This is a genomic window from Corynebacterium fournieri, assembly GCF_030408775.1.
In the GTDB taxonomy this organism is placed as follows: domain Bacteria; phylum Actinomycetota; class Actinomycetes; order Mycobacteriales; family Mycobacteriaceae; genus Corynebacterium; species Corynebacterium fournieri.
The window spans coordinates 1133697-1151156 of record NZ_CP047210.1; the positions used below are offsets into that span (position 1 = coordinate 1133697).

A 17460-nucleotide genomic window follows, 5' to 3' on the forward strand; every position below is an offset into this window, starting at 1 on the left:
GATCCAGGCTGGTCACCGTTGCACAATGGGGCCCATGACTGTTGCACCTTCCGCCGTAGACCCCTCAAAGGAACCGCCCGCGGTCGAGCTGCGCGGCACCTTGCGCGACTGCACTCCGCAGGGCAAGGGCCTGGGCCGGCTCGGCGAGGGCGACATCGTGTTTGTCGATGCCCCTGACATGCAGCGCCGCCTGGCGGAGCAGATCATCGCCCACCGCCCGGCCGCAGTGGTCAACCTCGCGCCGTATTCCACAGGTGCGCTGCCCACGTTCGGGCCGCATCTGCTTCTCGACGCCGACGTTCCGCTGTTCGAGGCCACCGGTGAGGCAATGCGCGAAAAGATCCGCGACGGCAAAAAGGCGGTGATCTCCCCGTCGGGCCAGGTCACCGTCGGCCGCAAGGTAGCGGGGCAGGCGCAGCCGGTCACGCGCACCGAAGTGGACGCGACGTTTGGCCAGGCACAGCGCGGCTTAGTCGAGAACATGGAAGCCTACTTCGGCAACACCATCGAGTTCATCCACTCCGAATCCGCGCTGCTCATCGATGGTGTCGGCGCCCCGGAGCTGGGCGACATCATGGCGGAGCGCAAGGTCGTGGTGGTCTCTCCCGCGCCGGACACGCGCCAGCGCCTGGGTGAGCTGAAGAACTTCATGCAGGAGTACACGCCGGTGGTCATCGGCGTGGGGTCGGCGGCGGACACCTTGGCGGACATGGGGTACGCGCCGGACATCATCGTCGGCGATCCGAAGGACGTCGCAGCGGAAAACCTGCGCTCGGATGCGAAGGTGATCCTGCCGGCTGAGCCGGACGGCTACGCTCCCGGTCTGGAACGGATCCAGGATTTGGGCGTGGGCGCGATGACGTTCCCGGCCGCGACTGATTCGCCGACGGACTTGGCCATCTTTCTGGCTACTTTCCACGACGCGGAGATGATCGTCACCGTGGGCCAGCCGGTGGAGCTGGACCGGATTTTCGCGGACTCCGCGAACACGGCCGGCACTCCGGCCACCGAGCCAGCGGCGCTGCTCGCGCGCCTGAAAGCCGGGCGCAAGATCGTGGACTCCACGGTGATTACCAACCTCTACGCCGTCGACTCCGGGGCAGGGGTGGCGTGGGCCTGGGCCATCTTGGGCATCTTGGTGGCCGCCGCAACCGCGATCCTGATCGCCGGACTGAACGGCACCGGCAATTTCGCCGACAACCTTGTCGATACCTGGAACACCATCGCGCTGACGGTACGCGGTTGGTTCGACAACTGGATCAGTTAGGAGGGAAGCGTCATGGCGAAAACGAAAGGCAGAGCCGGGCTGGTGGCTGCTGGCCTGGGCTGGGGCGCAGCCCTCGGTATCGCGTTGGGCACGCTCGTGCTGGCGCCGGCGATGCCAGGCACGGTGGATTTGGGGTTTGCCGAGCATAAACCCGACGCGCCGGCGAAGCCGACGGTGGACGACGCGGATATCGCCGCCGCCGAAGCGCGGGCCGACGAGGCGAACGAGCTGCTCGCCCAGGAGTCCGGATCCATCGTCTCCGGGGCGCTCAAGGAGGTGCCGGTGACGATTGTACGCACCGCCGCAGCGAACGCGGACGACGTCGAATCGGTGCGCTGGCTACTCAACGCCGCCGGCGCCTCTGATGCCGGTGAGCTCACGCTCACCGAGCGGTTTACGGATCAGTCGGGAGCCGACGAGCTGTCCACCATCGTGGCCAACACACTGCCCTCCGGGGCGCAGCTATCGGTGGAAGACCGTTCGCCGGGCACGCACGCTGGCGAATCGCTGGCTGCGGTGCTGTTCGACGACGGCAACTCCGGGGAAGCGAAATCCCTGCCCGCCGATCGCACGCTGGTGCTGGACACGCTCCACCAGGCGGGCTTTATCGAGTTCAGCGGGTCAATAGTGCCCGCTGGTGCCGTGGTGATCGTGGACGGGCCGCAACGCGCCGGCGACTTCGGCACCAAGGTTGTCGGCGACTTTGCCAAGGCGCTGGGCGCGGAAGGCAAGACCGCGCTTGCCGTGGAAGGCGAGGAGCCCGACCTGATCGACGGCGTCAAGGTCGTCGGCGGCGTCGAGCGGGAAGCGGGGCGCATCAAGTCCGTGTTGGCCGTGTCTTCCTCCGGCAGTGCGGGCTCGTAGGCTGGTGGCATGAGCCACGATTTCACCGTCACCGATTCCGAGGTGGTGCTCGACGCACCGATTATCGCCGTCCGCCGAGACCAGGTGGTCATGCCTGGTGGGGCCACCGCCGCCCGCGAGATAGTGGAGCACTTCGGTGCCGTCGCGGTGGTTGCGTTGGACGAGCAGGGCCGCGTCGCGATGGTGGAGCAGTACCGTCACAGCGTGGGCGAGCGCCTGCTGGAGCTGCCCGCTGGCCTTTTGGACATGCATGCTGAAGACGAGCTGGAGTGCGCGAAGCGCGAGCTCCAAGAGGAGGCGGGGCTGGCCGCTGATGAGTGGGGTGTGCTGATCGACTTGGTTACCTCCCCTGGATTCGCCGAGGAGGCCGTGCGCGTATTCATCGCCCGCGGTCTCAGCGAAGTGGAGCAGCCGGAGGCGGAAAACGAGGAAGCCGACATGGGCTTTACGTGGATGGACCTGGACACCGCCGCAGATAAGGCTCTTTCGGGCGAGATCGTCAACTCCATCGCGGTATCCGGCATTCTGGCTGCCGCCCGTCTGGTGGCCCGGGGAGAGAGCGCGAGGCCTGTCGACGAGCCGTTCCGTTTCCGCCCGTCGTCGCTGGCGGCCCGGCGTGCGCAGCAGGGCGTCGTGCCCGACATGAAGCGGATTTAGGGGGTGGACGCGCAGGCGCTGGGGCAGCGCTGGCTGACGCACCTCGCGGTGGAGCGGGGCGTGTCCGCGCACACGCTGAGCAACTACACGCGCGACGTCAACCGCTACATCGCCTGGCTTACAGTGGCGGGAAAGTCCGACCTGGGTGAAGTCACAGCCACCGACATCGAGGCCTACGTGGCGGACTTGCGGCGTGGGGTGGACGGGGCTCGCCCGCTGGCGGCGGCGTCGGCGGGGCGCGCCTTGACTGTGGCGCGGGGGCTGCACAAGTTCGGGGTGGAAGAAGGCGTGCTTCCGGCGGATGCGGCGGCGGACGTTTCGCCGCCGTCGACAGGCGAACGGCTCCCGGACACCTTGAGCATCGACGAAGTGGCAAAGCTTCTCGACGCGTGCCCGACCGAAACCCCTTCCGGGCTGCGCGACAAGGCGCTTTTGGAAACGCTCTACGCCACAGGCGCCCGCGTCTCGGAGGTGCTGAACCTGAGCGTCGACGACGCCAATGCCGCGCTCAGCACGGAGTACGGCGGCGTGCTGGCGGTAACCGGCAAAGGCAACAAGCAGCGGCTCGTGCCGCTCGGTTCCAAGGCGCAAGAGGCGCTCGAGGCCTACCTCGTGCGCGGCCGCCCGGCGTTTGCCAACGGCACCTCGCACGCCCTGTTGCTGAACAAGCGGGGTGGAGCCCTGTCGCGCCAGAGTGCGTGGAACGCGATCAAGCAGGCCGCGCAACGAGCCGGCATTGACAAGGACATTTCTCCGCACACCCTGCGGCACTCTTTTGCCACCCACCTGCTGGAAGGCGGGGCGGATGTGCGCAGCGTTCAGGAACTGCTCGGGCACGCTTCAGTAACTACCACACAGATCTACACGCACATCACAGCTGATAACCTGCGGGAAGTTTGGCGCAGTACGCATCCGCGTGCGTAGACTCGGCTGCTTGATTGATGTCTCAAGCGACGAGAGGATCCCGTCATGCGTTCCGAAACCCCCAGACCGCGCCGGCAGCGCCGCCTCGCGCTGCTTGCCGTGCCCGCAGCGGCGTTGCTCGCCGCGCCGGTCGCGCCGCTGGCTAGCGCGCAGCTGCCCAACGGGATGAGCCCGGACGAGGTGCAGTCCATGATCCCCAGCGAGATCTCCGTTCCGGCGGGGCAGAGCACGACCGTTGACGTGGGGGTGCCGGTGGACGTGAACTACTCCTCGGGCGGCTGGACGGTGACGTCCTCGGGCACGTCTGTGACGGTGAGCGCGCCGGATCAGCCCGGTGCGACGGCGTCTGTGCCGGCGAGTGCCGGCGGCTACACCGCATCCGTGAACCTGGTGGCCGTGGATGACGGCTCCGCGGACTTCGGCGGCGAGGGCTCCGCGGACGCTGGTGGCGGCGGCTCGGCAGGGGCAGCTGGCTCGGCATCGCAAGGCGGCAACGACGGCGCGGACGCAGGTGCTGAGCAAGGCGCTGGCGGTTCCGCGCAGTCCGACGGTGAACGCAGCGGCGGCGAGCAGGGCGGCAGCCGGGCTGACTCGGGTGAGTCTGGCGAATCCGGCGGCTCTGCCAGCTCGGGTGGTGCTGGCGGCGAGGGCGCACCCGCTGTGTCGCACCCGCAGCGCTCGAAGGCGGAGGCCGCAGATAGCTCGGCGGCGAAGAAGCTGTATTTCGACGGCGAAATTCAGGGCAACAAGATTGTGGTCAAGGTTCCGCTAAACCGCGTGAAAGACCTCATGCAGTACGCCAGCTACGACACCGAGGGCGCCACGTTGCGCTACCTGGACGTCAACGGCCAGATCATCGAAGGCGTCGAGCGCAAGGTGGATAAGGCCGCCCGCACCATCACGCTGACCTACCCAGAGGGGGAGACGCCGGACAACCCCTTCATCATGGAGGTTGTGCGCGACAGCAAAGCCGACTTCGTTGCGGTGATCACCTCCTCCGGCTCGCCCGTCGAGCAGGCCGGCGACGACAACGCCGACAACGAGTACGGCTCCTACGCCCAACGGGACAATCAAGGCCGTGGGGTTGACGAATCAACGTCACTGAGCGATGTTGTGCCGCTGGCGATCGCTGGCGTGGCTCTGTTGGCGGCGCTGGCTCTGCTCATCGTCTTCCTGCGCAAGCGTCGTGGGCGGGCATAATCACAACGTTGTAAGATGGCGGAAGTCAAGGGTTTGGACGTGATCGAGGGAAGGATCGGCCATGGCGGACGAGGCGCTGTTTGACGCTGCGGACCAGAAAACGTTTCTGACCGGGCGGCCGTGGCGCGAATTCGCCCAGCCCAAAGAGCTGGACCGGCACGGGCCCGCCACGGTGATCTCGATGGTCAACCAGAAGGGCGGAGTGGGCAAGACCACCTCCACCATCAACCTCGGCGCCTGCCTGGCGGAGCAGGGCCGAAAGGTGCTGTTGGTGGACTTGGACCCGCAGGGTGCGCTTTCCGCCGGCCTCGGCGTGGCGTACGACGAGGACCAGGTCACCGTGTACGACCTGCTGTTCGACAACACCGCGAGCATCCACGCCGCGATCAAGACCTCCAACGTGTCCGGCTTGGACGTCGTGCCGGCGAACATCGACTTGTCTGCGGCGGAGATTCAGCTTGTCAACGAGGTGGGGCGCGAGCACACCCTCGCTCGCGCGCTGCGTCCGGTGCGCAACGAGTACGACTTCATCATCTTGGACTGCGGCCCGTCGTTGGGTCTGCTCACCGTCAACGCGCTGGCTTGTTCGCACGGCGTGATCATTCCCATGGAGTGCGAGTACTTCTCGCTGCGCGGACTGGCGTTGTTGACGGACACGGTGGAAAAAGTGCGCGACCGCATCAACTTCGACTTGGACATCGTGGGCATCCTGGTCACCATGTTTGACCGCCGCACCACCCACGCCCGCGAAGTGATGGACCGGGTGGTGGAGGTCTTCGGCGAGCGCGTCTTCGACACCGTGATCACCCGCACCGTGCGCTTCCCCGAGACCTCTGTGGCCGGCGAGCCGATTATCACTTGGGCGCCGAACTCCCAGGGCGCGAAGCAGTACCGCGATCTGGCGCTTGAGGTGCTGGAGCGCACCAGCTAGTGGCCGCGCCCGCTGCTGCGGAGCAGTACCCCCAGCCCGAGATCACCGGGTTCACCCTCGCCCTGCAGAACTTCGAGGGCCCGTTTGACCTGCTGCTGAGCCTGATCCAGTCGAAGAAGCTGGACGTGACGGAGGTGGCGCTGGCCGAGGTCACCGACGAGTTCATCGCGTACACGCGCGCACTCGGCGAGACGGAGGCGCTCGACGAGGTCACGGAGTTTCTCGTGGTGGCCGCGACGCTGCTGGACTTGAAAACTGCGCGGCTGCTGCCGGGCAGCGACGGCGACAATATCGAGGACCTGGAGCTTTTGGAGGCGCGCGACCTCCTTTTCGCCCGCCTGCTGCAGTACCGCGCCTACCAGCGTGTGGCGGACCAGTTCGCCGAGTGGCAGAAGCATGCTTTGCGACGCTACCCGCGCGCCGTGTCGATGGAGCCCCGTTTTGTGGATCTCCTGCCGCCGGTGGAGCTGGGCCACACCCCGGCGAGTTTCGCGGAGCTGGCCGCCAGCGTGTTCCGCCCGCGCCCGCCGGAGGAGGTGCGCACAGACCACCTCCACGCCGTTGCGGTTTCCGTGCCCGAACAGGCCGGCAAGATTCTGGACACCCTCAAGCTCGCCGGTTCCGGTGCGTGGCTCACCTTCGCGGCGCTGACACGCGACTGCACCCGTTCCATGGAGGTGGTGGGCCGCTTCCTCGCCCTGTTGGAGCTGTACAAGGCCAAGGCGGTGGAGACGGAGCAGCCGGAGGCGCTGGGGCGGCTCGACGTGTCGTGGACCGGCCTGGACGTGGACCCAGCAGTGGTGGCGGCGTCGAACTGGACGTAGCAGCCCCCAGCAAAGCCACCCGATACACTGCCGAAGCATGGAACACTTGCCCATGGTCTCGCAGCTGCGCTCGCGCATCGAGTCGGTGCTGCTGGTGGTAGACGCGCCCGTCGCGGTGGAGGAGTTGGCCCGCGCGCTCGGTGCGGCCTCGCAGGAGGTCTCCGACCAGCTGCGGGAGTTTTCCCGAGAACTCGACGAGCGGGGCAGCGGCATGGACCTGCGCGAGACAGCCGAAGGGTGGCGGTTGTACACGCGCACGGACAACGCCGATGCGGTGGAGGCGTTTTTGCTGGACGGCACGCAGAAGAAGCTTTCGCGCGCCGCCATGGAAACGCTGGCGGTGGTGGCGTACCGCCAGCCGGTCACGCGAGCGCAGGTGGCGGGCGTGCGCGGGGTCAACGTCGACGGAGTGATGCGCACCCTGGCCCTGCGCGGGCTGATTGCGGAGGTGGATCCCGGCGGCGAAAACGGTGACAGCGAGGACAACGAGAGCGCAGTGGGCGGGCACGGCGCGCACCGCTACGTCACCACGGAGCTGTTCTTAGAGCTTTTGGGCATCGATTCACTCGAGCGCCTCCCGGAGCTCGCGCCGCTGCTTCCGGACGTCGATTCCATCGAAGACGCCTGGTAAGCTCCGCGGGTATGACACCACCCGCTCGCCGAGACGGCACACCGGAAAAGCGTGAGAAGAACGATCCGTTCTACATCTCTTACGCCAAGCCGGCGAAGAAACAGAATGTCCGCTTGAACAAGAGGCGTGAAAACGCCGCCCAGAACGAGCCGAACCCGCTGGACGATAACTGGTGGGACGAGGATCCCGGTGCTGCGAAGGCAGCCGCCGAGGGAGTGCGCCTGCAGAAGGTGCTCGCCCAGGCTGGTGTGGCATCGCGCCGGCACGCAGAGGCGATGATCGAGCAGGGCCGCGTGGAGGTTAACGGCAAGATCGTCAACCGCCAGGGCCTGCGTGTGAACCCGAACGTGGACATCATCCGCGTCGACGGTGCGCGCATCAACGTCAATGAGGAGCACGAGTATTTCGTGTTTAACAAGCCGCGCGGCGTGCACTCGACCATGAAGGACGAGCTCGACCGCACGTCCGTCGGCTCCTACCTGTCCGAGCGCACTGCCGCCGGCCAGCGCCTATTCCACGTGGGGCGTTTGGATGCGAACACCGAGGGGCTGTTGCTGCTGACCAACGACGGCGAGATGGCCAACCGGCTGACTCACCCGAAGTACGAGGTGTCGAAGACCTATCTGGCCACCGTGCTGGGCGAGGCGAACAACGCCCTGGTCAAGCAGCTCAAGCAGGGCATCGAGCTTGACGACGGCCCGGCGAAGGTTGACTACGCGCAGATCGTGGACGTCCACAACGGTCAGTCCATCGTGCGCGTGGAGCTGCACGAGGGCCGCAAGCACATCGTGCGCCGCATGCTCAAGGAGGCTGGTTTCCCGGTGCAGCGCCTGGTGCGCACGAAGTTCCACACCGTGCAGCTCGGCGACATGAAGCCGGGCTCCATGCGAGCGTTGAACTCCTCCGAGCTGGCTTCGCTGTACAAGGCGGTGGGGATGTGATGGCACAGCAGCTGTCCAACACGGAAAGCGGCGGGCTCATCGTGGCTGTCGACGGGCCTTCGGGCACCGGCAAGTCCACCATGTGCCGTGCGCTGGCGAAGCGTCTCGACGCAAAGTACGTCGATACTGGCGCGATGTACCGCGTGGCCACCCTCGCAGTGCTGCGTGCCGGCATCGATCCCGCTGATACGGCCAAGGTCATTGACGCCACCGCGGATTTGCCTCTGGAGGTTTCGGACGACCCGGATTCCACGCAGGTGCTGTTCGCCGGCGAGGACGTGAAGGCTGAGATCCGTGGCGCGGAAGTCACACGCCACGTCTCCGCTGTCTCCGCTATCCCGGAGGTGCGCGTCAACCTGGTCGAGCTGCAGCGCAAGCTCGCCCGTGAGGCGGGCCGCGCGATTGTGGAGGGCCGCGACATCGGCACCGTCGTCTTGCCTGACGCGCCGGCGAAGGTGTTCATGACCGCCAGCGCCGAGGTGCGCGCAAAGCGCCGCTACGACCAGGATGTTGCCGCAGGCCGCGAAGCGGATTTCGATGCTGTGCTGGCGGACGTGCAGCGCCGCGACGAGGCTGATTCCTCCCGCGCGACCAGCCCCCTGAAGCCAGCGGACGATGCCGTTTTGGTGGATACCTCCGAGATGACCCCGGACGAGGTGCTTCAGGCGCTGACCGGGATCGTGGAAAGGAGCGCGCGATGAGCGAGCGCACGCACAACACTGGTGAAAACGGCGAGCAGGCCGAGCCGGAGACCCAGTTCATCCAGCCCGGCATCGACGCGTCCGGCTATAGCGCGATGGAGGCCTACGAGGTCGACGCGGACAGCGCGGAGTACTACGAAGACAAGGACTTCGATGCCGAGGAGGACCTTCAGGGGTTCGACGAAGCGGAGTTCGGCGAAGCCGACTACGGCGACGGATACGACAGCGACGACGAGCTGACTGAGGAAGAGTGGGCTGCTCTCGAGGCCGAATATGGTCTGGCCCAGCCCGACGTCGTCACCGAGGCGTTGCCGACGGTGTCCATCGTCGGCCGCCCGAATGTGGGCAAGTCCTCGCTGGTCAACCGCTTCATCGGCCGCCGCGAGGCTGTGGTGGAGGACCACCCGGGTGTCACACGCGACCGCGTCAGCTACATCGCGGACTGGGGCGGGCGCCGCTTTTGGGTGCAGGACACCGGCGGTTGGGACCCGGACGCGAAGGGCATTCACGCCGCCATCGCCCGCCAGGCTGAGGCGGCGATGGCCACCTCCGACGTGATTGTCATGGTGGTCGACGCCAAGACCAGTGTGACGGAGACCGATGCCGTGATGGCCCGCAACTTGCAGCGCGCCGAGGTGCCGGTGATTTTGGTGGCCAACAAGTTCGAGTCCGACAGCCAGTGGGGCGACGTGGCCGACTTCTACTCGCTGGGTCTGGGCGATCCGTGGCCGGTCTCGGCGCTGCACGGCCGCGGCGGCGCGGACGTGCTCGATGAGATCCTGCGCCTGTTCCCGGACGAGCCGCGGGTGAAGGAATCGATCACCGGCGGCCCGCGGCGCGTTGCGCTTGTGGGGCGGCCGAATGTGGGCAAGTCGAGCCTGTTGAACAAGCTGACTAAGTCCAACCGTTCTGTGGTGGACAACGTCGCCGGTACGACGGTGGACCCGGTGGACGAGTTGGTGCAGCTCGACGACGACCTGTGGACGTTTATCGATACCGCCGGTCTGCGCAAGAAGGTCAAAAACGCGCAGGGGCACGAGTACTACGCCTCGCTGCGCACCCGCGGCACCATCGAGGCTGCCGAGGTGTGCGTGGTGCTCATCGACGCTTCGGAGGAGATCTCCGAGCAGGACCAGCGCGTGATCTCCATGGTGCTCGAGGCCGGCAAGGCGATGGTGATCTGCTTTAACAAGTGGGATCTCATGGACGAGGACCGCAGGTACGACTTCGACCGCGAGTTCGACGAGACGATGGGTCAGCTCAAATGGGTGACCAAGCTCAACATCTCCGCGGACACCGGCCGCGGCCTGCACCGCCTGGAACCGGCGATGAAGGAAGCGCTGGACAACTGGGACAAGCGCATCTCCACCGGCCAGCTGAACAACTGGCTGCGTGAGGCGATCGCGGCGAACCCGCCTCCGATGAAGAACAACCGCCTGCCCAAGCTGCTGTTTGCCACGATGGCGAGCACGCGTCCGCCGACAATCGTGCTGTTTACGACCGGCTTTTTGGATGCCGGCTACCGCCGCTACTTGGAGCGGAAGTTCCGCGAGCAGTTCGGCTACCACGGAACCCCGGTGCGCATCGCTGTACGCGTGCGCGAGCGCCGCGGCAAGAAGGGCTAGCACGATGCGCCAGCGCACGGTGAACGTCATGGGGCGTGAACGCAGCTTCCACCTGAGCGTCCCCCAGGGCACAGCCGTTGCGCTGCCGGTCGTTGTGGCGCTGCACGGCAAAGGCGACAACGGCCACGACTTTCTCGCCGGCACGGGCTTGCACCGGGCGCGCGCGATCGTTGCGACGCCCACGGGCGTGGGTCTTGCGTGGGCGCCCGCGCCGTACGCGCAGACCTCGCTCGAGGAGGATGTGGCGTGCGTGCGCGCGATTATCGATGACCTCCGGTCTACCTTCCCCACAACGAAGACCTTCGTGGCCGGGTTTTCCAACGGCGGAGGCCTGGCCGTGCACTTGGCGCTGAGCGACCTCGAGCTGGACGGGGTGGCCACCGTCGCCGCCGCGGTGCGGGCCACCCCGCGCCAGATTGCCGCGGGCGACGCACTGGACTACTTGAACATCCACGGCACGTTCGACGATGTTGTGCCGTTTCACGGCGAGCAGCGCTCCCCGTACAGCGGTGCCGAGGACGACACCACCTTCGGCGCGCCCGACGTGGTGGCCGCATTTGCCAGGCGCAACGAGGGGCGGGCCCGCGCGGAGCTGATCCGCGTTGAGGGGATGGGGCACGCGTGGCCCACAGGCATGCCGGCCGCCCGGCGCGGCGTGGATGCCACTGAGGCGGTGCTGGACTTTTTCGGCGTGGATTACTGACCACGCTGGCGCTGGTAGACGAAGGCGTCGGTGCGGTAGGGCAGGGGAACGGTGTCGCCGGGGTCGAAGCCGAGGCCCTCGTAGAGGTACCAATTGAGGTTCGCTTCCATCTTGGCGCGGGTGCGCTCGTTGGCTCTGAGCCAGTAGGAGCGGGTGGCCATGAGCTCGAAGCAGTGCTCCACCGCGATTGGGTGCACCCACTCCTTGCGCAGTTCCCGCTTGAGCTCCCACGGGGCGGCGACGTCCGGGTAGAAGCCCTCGCGCTGGACGTCGCCGGAGTGCATGATGCGGCTCAGGCGCAACACCCAGGGGTGGCGCACGGCCAGCGTGTTCCAGCACAACACGAGCCGGCCGCCGGGCCGGATCACGCGGTCGGCCTCGGCGCTCGCGGCGTTGGCGTCCACCCAGTGCCAGGATTGGGCGCAGGTCAGTGCGTCCACAGAGGCGTTGTGCAGGCCGGTGGCTTCGGCGGTGGCGCGCCAGACTGGTACCTCCGGCAGGACGCGCTGGAATACCCGGGCCATGTCCTCGCTGGGATCGCAGGCGTAAACGGAACGTGTTCCGTCGAGAAGCAACTGCGTGAACTTGCCCGTGCCGGCGCCGAGGTCGCAGACGACGCCCGGGCCGACGAGCTCGGCGAGGGCGGCGGGGTAGGTGGGACGCGCCGCGTCGTAGCGGGTGGCGTCGCGGGAAAAGGCGGCTGCAGTGCCGCTTCTGTGCTTCGGGTCCCTAAACGTGGGCCCGGCTTTCCTGCTGGGCCCCGGCTGTGTTCCGCTCGCCTGCATGATGGTCTAATCTACCTTTCGTGTTTTTCCGGGACGTAGTGCGCGCAGTGGCACCCACCGTGCTGGTAGCCGGGTGCCTGAGCGTGGCCGGGTGCTCGGATCAGTCCGGCGGGCTGCGCACCGCGATTACGACGTTGCCCGACCAGCCGGAGGACGTCGTGCGGGAAGTGGAACCGTGGTCCGATCCCGCCCGCGAAAGCCGGCAGGTCACTTCGGCCGGGCTGAAGCGCAGCTACATCGTGTCGGTGCCGAAGGGGGCGAAACAGCGCGAGCGGCTGCCGCTAATCCTCGCCTTTCACGGCTACCGGGAGGACGCGGAGCGGTTCCGCCAGCACTCCCAGCTGGATCGGGCGGACGCTGTGGTGGCGTTTCTGAACGGCGTGGGCAATGCCTGGGCGCCCGCGCCCTACGCGGAGACGACGGGGCAGCAGGACCTTCAATTTGTCGACGACGTCGTCTCCCAGCTGGAGGGGGAGTTCTCCATAGACAAAACCCGCGTGTTCGCCGCCGGGTTTTCCAACGGCGGCGGGTTTGCGGCGTTCGTGGGGTGCCAGCGCCCCCAAGAGTTCAGCGGCATCGCCACCGTGGCAGGCGCGTTTTACCAGCGCGTATCGGAGCAGTGCTCGCAGATCCCCATGAAGCACGTGGACTTCCACGGCACCGCGGACCCGGTGATTTCCTATGACGGCGGCGAGCGCCACGAAACGGTGTACAACTCCACGCCGGAGATGCTGGAGGAATCCGCGGTGCGCAACCACTGCGCGGGCAGGGGCGAAGACGTTGCGCTGTCCCCGACGGTCACGGAGCTCACCTGGGAGGGGTGCGATGCCGCGCAAGCGCACTTCCGCATCGACGGCGGGCCGCACGTCTGGCCCGGCGGCAGCGTCGACGGTTCCGGGTTGGTCTCTGCGGGATTTGCCACCAACACGCTGTTGAAGTTCCTCGGCGTCGGTTTGTCGTAGGGGCAGCGCGCGTTCGATCCGGCTACCATGAATGCTGTGCATGTTCCTCCGAACCCCCAGGTGACGGTCGTCTACAACCCTGCCAAGGTGCACCTGGGCCGGCTGCGGCGGGCGGTGGAGCGCTATGCGTGGCCTTCCGCGCGCGTTCAGTGGGCGGCCACGACTTGTGAGGGGCCCGGATTCGCCCAGGCCGACCACGCCGTGGAGGAAGGCGCAGACTTGGTCATTGCGGCAGGCGGCGATGGCACGGTGCGCATGGTCGCGCTGGCCGTTTCCGGTTCGCGGGTGCCCATGGCGATCGTCCCGGCGGGCACGGGCAACATGCTGGCCCGCAACCTGGGCATCCCGTTGCTGTTGGAGAGCGCCGTGCACCGTGCGTTTGCTGGCGGGGATCGGCTGATTGATTTGTGCCGTGCGGAAATGACGTATCTGTCCGGGCGCACGGAGCACTCCGGTTTCGCGGTGATGGCGGGCGTCGGCGTCGATGCCGGCATGATCCGCCGGACCCGGGAGAGCGTGAAGGCTGCGGTTGGCCCGTTGGCGTATGTGCCCGCGGTGCTGCAGTCCCTCGGCGGCGGCAACAGCGTCGAGGTGGGCATCTCGCTTGACGACGATCCTCCGGTCACCACCGCCTTGCACACCTTCATCGTGGGCAACTGCAGCGACCTCGTCGGCGGCATCCCGCTGCTGCCGGATGCGTTGCCGGACGACGGCGTGCTCGACGCCGTGTGCCTGCGCGCTCAGGACGTAGCGGACTGGGCCGGCATCGGCGGCAAGCTGGCGGTGGATACCGTGCGCGGCAACATCAATGCGTTGCTGCCGGGCGGGCACCCGGCGCGCCCATCGGGGGCCACGCCGTCGACGATGCAGTACCTCGCGGGCCGGCGGATCACTTTGGAATTCGCCGAGCCGGAGCCGCTGGAGCTCGACGGCGACTCGGCCGGTGCGGTCAGCTCCGTGAGCTTCGACGTGATGCCGGGCACCTTGCGTGTGGTGTGCTGAATGGCAGCGCAGGCGCCACCGCAGCCGCTGAGGGCACAATGGGCCCCATGATTTACAGCTTCGAAGGCAAAACTCCGACAATCCATCCTTCCGCGTTCGTCGCGGAGGAGGCCACCATCATCGGCGATGTGACCATCGGCGAGGACGCCAACATCTGGCCCGGTGTTGTTATCCGCGGCGACGTGGGCACCATCCGCATCGGCGAGCGCGTCAACGTTCAGGACGGCTCGGTGCTGCACGTGGATACCGACGGCGAGACCGTGCTCGAAGAAGACGTGACCATCGGCCACCTCGCCATGGTTCACGGATGCCACATCGAGCCGGGCTGCTTGATCGGCATGAGCGCGACGGTGCTGTCGCGCTCCCGGGTTGGCAAGGGCAGCATCGTCGGCGGGGGAGCAGTGGTGCTGGAGGGGCAGGAACTGCCGGCCTTTTCTTTGGCGGCCGGGGTGCCGGCGAAGGTGAAGCGCACTCTCGAGCCGGAGACCTTTGCGGCGCGGTTAAAGCACGCCGCGTATTACGTCGAGCTGGGCCGGCGCGCCGCGAGCGGCTTGGTCCCGGTTACGCGCGAGGATGTGTCCAAAATGTCACAGTAAAAATGCATCCACAGTCACACAGGGTGGGGCAGTACGCCCCGGAAGACGCCGTGCTCGCCACCAACACCTCCACACTGATGCCGAGCAAGTTCGCAGATGTAACCGGAGCTCCGGAGCGCTTCCTGGTGCTGCACTTTGCCAACCACATCTGGATCCAGAACACCGCCGAGATCATGCCGCACGAGGGCGCCAACCCGAGGTACGTCGAGCAGCTCGGCTACGTGCTCAACACGCTGCTCGTGCCACTGCTCAGCGCAGGTATGTACCTGCTGCACCACGACATCGCTGACCCTGTCGACATCGACCGCGATTGGCGCAACTCCACCGGCTCGCCGCGCGGGCCCATCGAGATCATGGACCTCGTCGGCGTACGCACCCTGGTCGCGGTGATCGAGTCCAACGCCAACGCCCCCGAATGGCAGAAGGACTTCGTGGAAAAGACCTTAAAGCCGATGATCGCGGACGGCAGGACCGGGCTCGAAGCGGGCCGTGGCTTTTTCACCTACGACGCCAACGGCAAGATCGTGTCCTAGCCCCACGGGGAAGTCAATACCCTCCCTCGGCAGAGTGCTGTAGCCTTCTGCCGAGGGCCTTTTTATGCGTAATACCCGAGCGTGGAGGGATTTCGAAGTGTCGAGAGAAATAGTCTTTATCGTCTACGTCAGCGACATAGACAAGGCTGTAGCGTTCTATTCTGAGCTACTCGAGTTGGAGACGGACTTCGTGTCTCCTCGATACGTCACGTTTGCGTTGGCGGATGGTGTGGCGCTTGCGCTATGGACCGGCAATGCAGAAGAGCTGAGCCATGCTCCCGCACGCACGACAGAGATCTGCCTCAACATGGACTCCGAGCGTGTCATGGACACTTTTGAGGCCTGGAAGGGCAAGGGCGTGGCCGTGCTGAGTGCGCCCTACGAAGACGTCTTCGGCACGACATTCGTCGTTGCTGATCCCGACGGCAACAAAATTCGGGTCGCACCAATTGACTAGCGGGAGCCCCCAACCCCGCGACCCCCCAAAAAGACTTTGTCGGACTGACAGGATTTGAACCTGCGACCCCCACACCCCCAGTGTGGTGCGCTACCAAACTGCGCCACAGCCCGATCCGCTACCGAAACGGTAACTCCGTAAATATTACAGCACTGTCATACGCACCCAAAACCGGCAGGTCACTGGACGGTCACTGGACAACACCGTCGACGTAGACCCACTGGCCGGCGCGTCGCTCGAAGCGAGAGCGTTCCCGCATGACACCGCCGGGGTAGTGGGCGGCGAACTCGACCACGCCGGCAGCGTCGAAAGGCCCGCCGCGCTCCGTGTCGAGCACCTCGAGCTGGGTGAACGGCTCGCCGGCCGGTTCCACAGGCAAATCCGCGGGCCGGGTCTCCTCGGCCCAGGTCGCCGCCACGTAGTCGCCCGCGCCGCGCACGTAGGCGGTGTAGCGCGAGCGCATGAGCACCTCAGCGGTGGGTGCGGTGGCCGCACCGGAGATGTAGCGGCCGCAGCATGCCTCGTAGGGCATGCCCAGGCCGCAGGGGCACAGCTTCGACCCCGAAGACGCAGAAGGCCCGGAAGACGCAGAAGCCATTACTTGCCCAGGCGCTCCGCGCGGTGGAGCCTGTTCTGGCGGCGGCGGCGCTCCAGGGAGGCGGTCTCCACGGTAGTGGCGATCTCGCCCTTTTCCACGTACCCGTCCACGGTGGAGGCGGCACCGGCGGCGCGCAGCTTCTCCACCTCGGCGTCGGACAAGTCGCCGTAGAGCGTGATCAGTCGGGTAAAGGTGCCGTCGCCGTTGTGGTTGACTTCCACGCGCACGTCGTCAAGCGGCATGCCCTTGGCAGCCTCGCGCACGGCCTGGGAGCAGCTCACGGCGAGCGCGGACATGAACAGGCCGGTGGAGGTCACGCCTTGGCCCTTGCCACCGGTGTTCTTGGAGCGGTCGGTGGTAATCGCCACATCGGAGGTGCGCACCACGTCGCCGTACTTCGTGCCGCGGGCGGAGTAGGAAACCGCGTTGGTGTCGGTGGTCTTCGCCGGCACGAACAGCTGCTCGGTGTACTGCACGGCCCAGGAACCGATGATGTCCGCAGCCCGCTGCGCGGTGCCCTGGCGGGTGAGCAGGTGGTCCGCCTTGTCCAGCGACATCAAGGACTTGGGGTAGCGGGCCAGCGAGAAGATGTTCTGGGCGTTGTCGATGCCGACGGTGACGTCGATAGGCGAGTGCACGATCAGAAGCGGCTTGCGCAGCTTCGGCAGGTATTCCTCCGGGTTAGTCTCCGCCAGATCCTCCAAGAACTCGCGGGAGATGGTCAGCTCGCGCCCGCCGAGGACCACGCCGACGGAACCGTTTGCGTCCGCCTCGCCGATCGCGTGGGCGTAGTGCAGCACGGAGTGCGCGGGGTCGAAGGGCGCGCCGACGGTGGCCACCGCCTTGATCATCTTCTTCAGCTCGGGGCGGGTGGCGGCCTTCAGCGCTGCCGCGCCACCCAGGGAGTGGCCCATGAGCAGCTGCGGCGCCTTGTAGTTTTCCTCCAGCCACTGCGCGGCCGCGACGATGTCGTCGACGTTTTCAGAAAACGAGGTGTCCCTGAACTCGCCCTCGGACTGGCCCAGGCCGGGGAAGTCGAAGCGCAGGGTGGCAATGCCGTGTTCGGTCAGGCGCTTCGAAATGCGGGACGCGCCAGGGGTGTGGCGTGATCCGGCGAAGCAGTGCGCGAAGATGGCGTAGGCCTGCGCGGGCCCGTCCGGGCGGTCGATGGTGCCAGCCATCATGTGGCCCTTCGACGACGGGACTTTGACGTTCATAGACAGCATGGGTAGCCGTTTCCTCCTGCGGCTCGGCGGTTG

The 17460-nt window shown here is 66.6% G+C and carries 20 protein-coding genes and 1 tRNA gene; 17 read left to right on the plus strand and 4 right to left on the minus strand.

The features are described 5' to 3' along the window. The first annotated feature begins 34 nt into the window (after positions 1-34). From steA to CFOUR_RS05550, 12 genes are all read left to right on the plus strand, one after another. Entirely contained in the window at positions 35-1267 is a 1233-nt protein-coding gene (steA, locus tag CFOUR_RS05495; RefSeq protein ID WP_101706402.1) for a putative cytokinetic ring protein SteA, read from the plus strand. Between the two features lie 12 nt (positions 1268-1279). Next, a complete protein-coding gene (locus CFOUR_RS05500; protein ID WP_085957924.1) occupies positions 1280-2131 on the plus strand; it encodes a copper transporter in 852 nt (283 codons plus the stop codon). 9 nt (positions 2132-2140) lie between these two features. Continuing rightward, the gene (locus CFOUR_RS05505) at positions 2141-2788 is read left to right on the plus strand and encodes an NUDIX domain-containing protein (protein WP_085957925.1); all 648 of its coding nucleotides are present in this window, start codon (positions 2141-2143) and stop codon (positions 2786-2788) included. Between the two features lie 3 nt (positions 2789-2791). Continuing rightward, on the plus strand, positions 2792-3712 hold the full coding sequence (gene xerD, locus CFOUR_RS05510) for a site-specific tyrosine recombinase XerD (protein WP_290180216.1): 921 nt from the start codon (positions 2792-2794) through the stop codon (positions 3710-3712). A 45-nt stretch (positions 3713-3757) separates the two neighbouring features. Beyond that, complete coding sequence (locus CFOUR_RS05515) at positions 3758-4912, plus strand: hypothetical protein (RefSeq protein WP_290180218.1); 1155 nt, start codon at positions 3758-3760, stop codon at positions 4910-4912. Between the two features lie 61 nt (positions 4913-4973). Beyond that, a complete protein-coding gene (locus CFOUR_RS05520; RefSeq protein ID WP_085957928.1) occupies positions 4974-5843 on the plus strand; it encodes a ParA family protein in 870 nt (289 codons plus the stop codon). After that, complete coding sequence (locus tag CFOUR_RS05525; protein WP_085957929.1) at positions 5843-6667, plus strand: segregation and condensation protein A; 825 nt, start codon at positions 5843-5845, stop codon at positions 6665-6667. Before CFOUR_RS05520 ends, CFOUR_RS05525 begins: the two co-directional genes overlap by 1 nt. Positions 6668-6704: 37 nt before the next feature. Next, entirely contained in the window at positions 6705-7298 is a 594-nt protein-coding gene (scpB, locus tag CFOUR_RS05530; protein ID WP_230471838.1) for an SMC-Scp complex subunit ScpB, read from the plus strand. Between the two features lie 11 nt (positions 7299-7309). Then, positions 7310-8239, plus strand: coding sequence for a pseudouridine synthase (locus tag CFOUR_RS05535; protein ID WP_085957931.1), 930 nt, complete (start codon positions 7310-7312; stop codon positions 8237-8239). Next, positions 8239-8940 (plus strand): (d)CMP kinase, encoded by a 702-nt coding sequence (gene cmk, locus CFOUR_RS05540; RefSeq protein ID WP_290180221.1) that lies wholly within the window; start codon positions 8239-8241, stop codon positions 8938-8940. Before CFOUR_RS05535 ends, cmk begins: the two co-directional genes overlap by 1 nt. Then, positions 8937-10565, plus strand: coding sequence for a ribosome biogenesis GTPase Der (gene der / locus CFOUR_RS05545; protein WP_085957933.1), 1629 nt, complete (start codon positions 8937-8939; stop codon positions 10563-10565). The genes cmk and der overlap by 4 nt, the downstream gene beginning before the upstream one ends. 4 nt (positions 10566-10569) lie before the next feature. Next, entirely contained in the window at positions 10570-11268 is a 699-nt protein-coding gene (locus tag CFOUR_RS05550) for a CE1 family esterase (protein ID WP_085957934.1), read from the plus strand. Here CFOUR_RS05550 and CFOUR_RS05555 read toward each other — a convergent pair. After that, entirely contained in the window at positions 11262-12053 is a 792-nt protein-coding gene (locus tag CFOUR_RS05555) for a class I SAM-dependent methyltransferase (protein WP_085957935.1), read from the minus strand. The two genes, CFOUR_RS05550 and CFOUR_RS05555, sit on opposite strands and share 7 nt — an antisense overlap. A 20-nt stretch (positions 12054-12073) precedes the next feature. Here CFOUR_RS05555 and CFOUR_RS05560 point away from each other — a divergent pair, with 20 nt between their 5' ends. The 5 genes from CFOUR_RS05560 (at position 12074) to CFOUR_RS05580 (ending at position 15603) form a co-directional block, all read left to right on the plus strand. Further along, complete coding sequence (locus CFOUR_RS05560; RefSeq protein ID WP_085957936.1) at positions 12074-13015, plus strand: CE1 family esterase; 942 nt, start codon at positions 12074-12076, stop codon at positions 13013-13015. A gap of 36 nt (positions 13016-13051) precedes the next feature. Then, positions 13052-14017, plus strand: a complete 966-nt coding sequence (locus CFOUR_RS05565; protein ID WP_179154844.1) for a diacylglycerol/lipid kinase family protein — start codon at positions 13052-13054, stop codon at positions 14015-14017. 47 nt (positions 14018-14064) lie between these two features. Further along, the gene (locus CFOUR_RS05570; RefSeq protein ID WP_085957938.1) at positions 14065-14613 is read left to right on the plus strand and encodes a gamma carbonic anhydrase family protein; all 549 of its coding nucleotides are present in this window, start codon (positions 14065-14067) and stop codon (positions 14611-14613) included. A gap of 23 nt (positions 14614-14636) precedes the next feature. Further along, positions 14637-15146 carry a 3-hydroxyacyl-CoA dehydrogenase family protein gene (locus CFOUR_RS05575; protein WP_230471839.1) on the plus strand — a complete coding sequence of 170 codons (510 nt, stop codon included), beginning with the start codon at positions 14637-14639 and terminating at the stop codon, positions 15144-15146. Positions 15147-15210: 64 nt separating this feature from the next. Further along, positions 15211-15603 (plus strand): VOC family protein, encoded by a 393-nt coding sequence (locus tag CFOUR_RS05580; protein WP_085957940.1) that lies wholly within the window; start codon positions 15211-15213, stop codon positions 15601-15603. A gap of 39 nt (positions 15604-15642) precedes the next feature. Here CFOUR_RS05580 and CFOUR_RS05585 read toward each other — a convergent pair. The 3 genes from CFOUR_RS05585 to CFOUR_RS05595 all read right to left on the minus strand — a co-directional run bounded on the left by CFOUR_RS05585 (position 15643) and on the right by CFOUR_RS05595 (position 17427). Continuing rightward, positions 15643-15716 (minus strand) — tRNA-Pro (locus CFOUR_RS05585). A 77-nt stretch (positions 15717-15793) separates the two neighbouring features. Further along, positions 15794-16201: a YchJ family protein gene (locus tag CFOUR_RS05590; protein WP_085957941.1), complete on the minus strand. Its 408-nt coding sequence runs from the start codon at positions 16199-16201 to the stop codon at positions 15794-15796. Continuing rightward, positions 16201-17427 (minus strand): bifunctional alpha/beta hydrolase/OsmC family protein, encoded by a 1227-nt coding sequence (locus tag CFOUR_RS05595; protein WP_085957942.1) that lies wholly within the window; start codon positions 17425-17427, stop codon positions 16201-16203. The genes CFOUR_RS05590 and CFOUR_RS05595 overlap by 1 nt, the downstream gene beginning before the upstream one ends. Positions 17428-17460 lie beyond the last annotated feature (33 nt).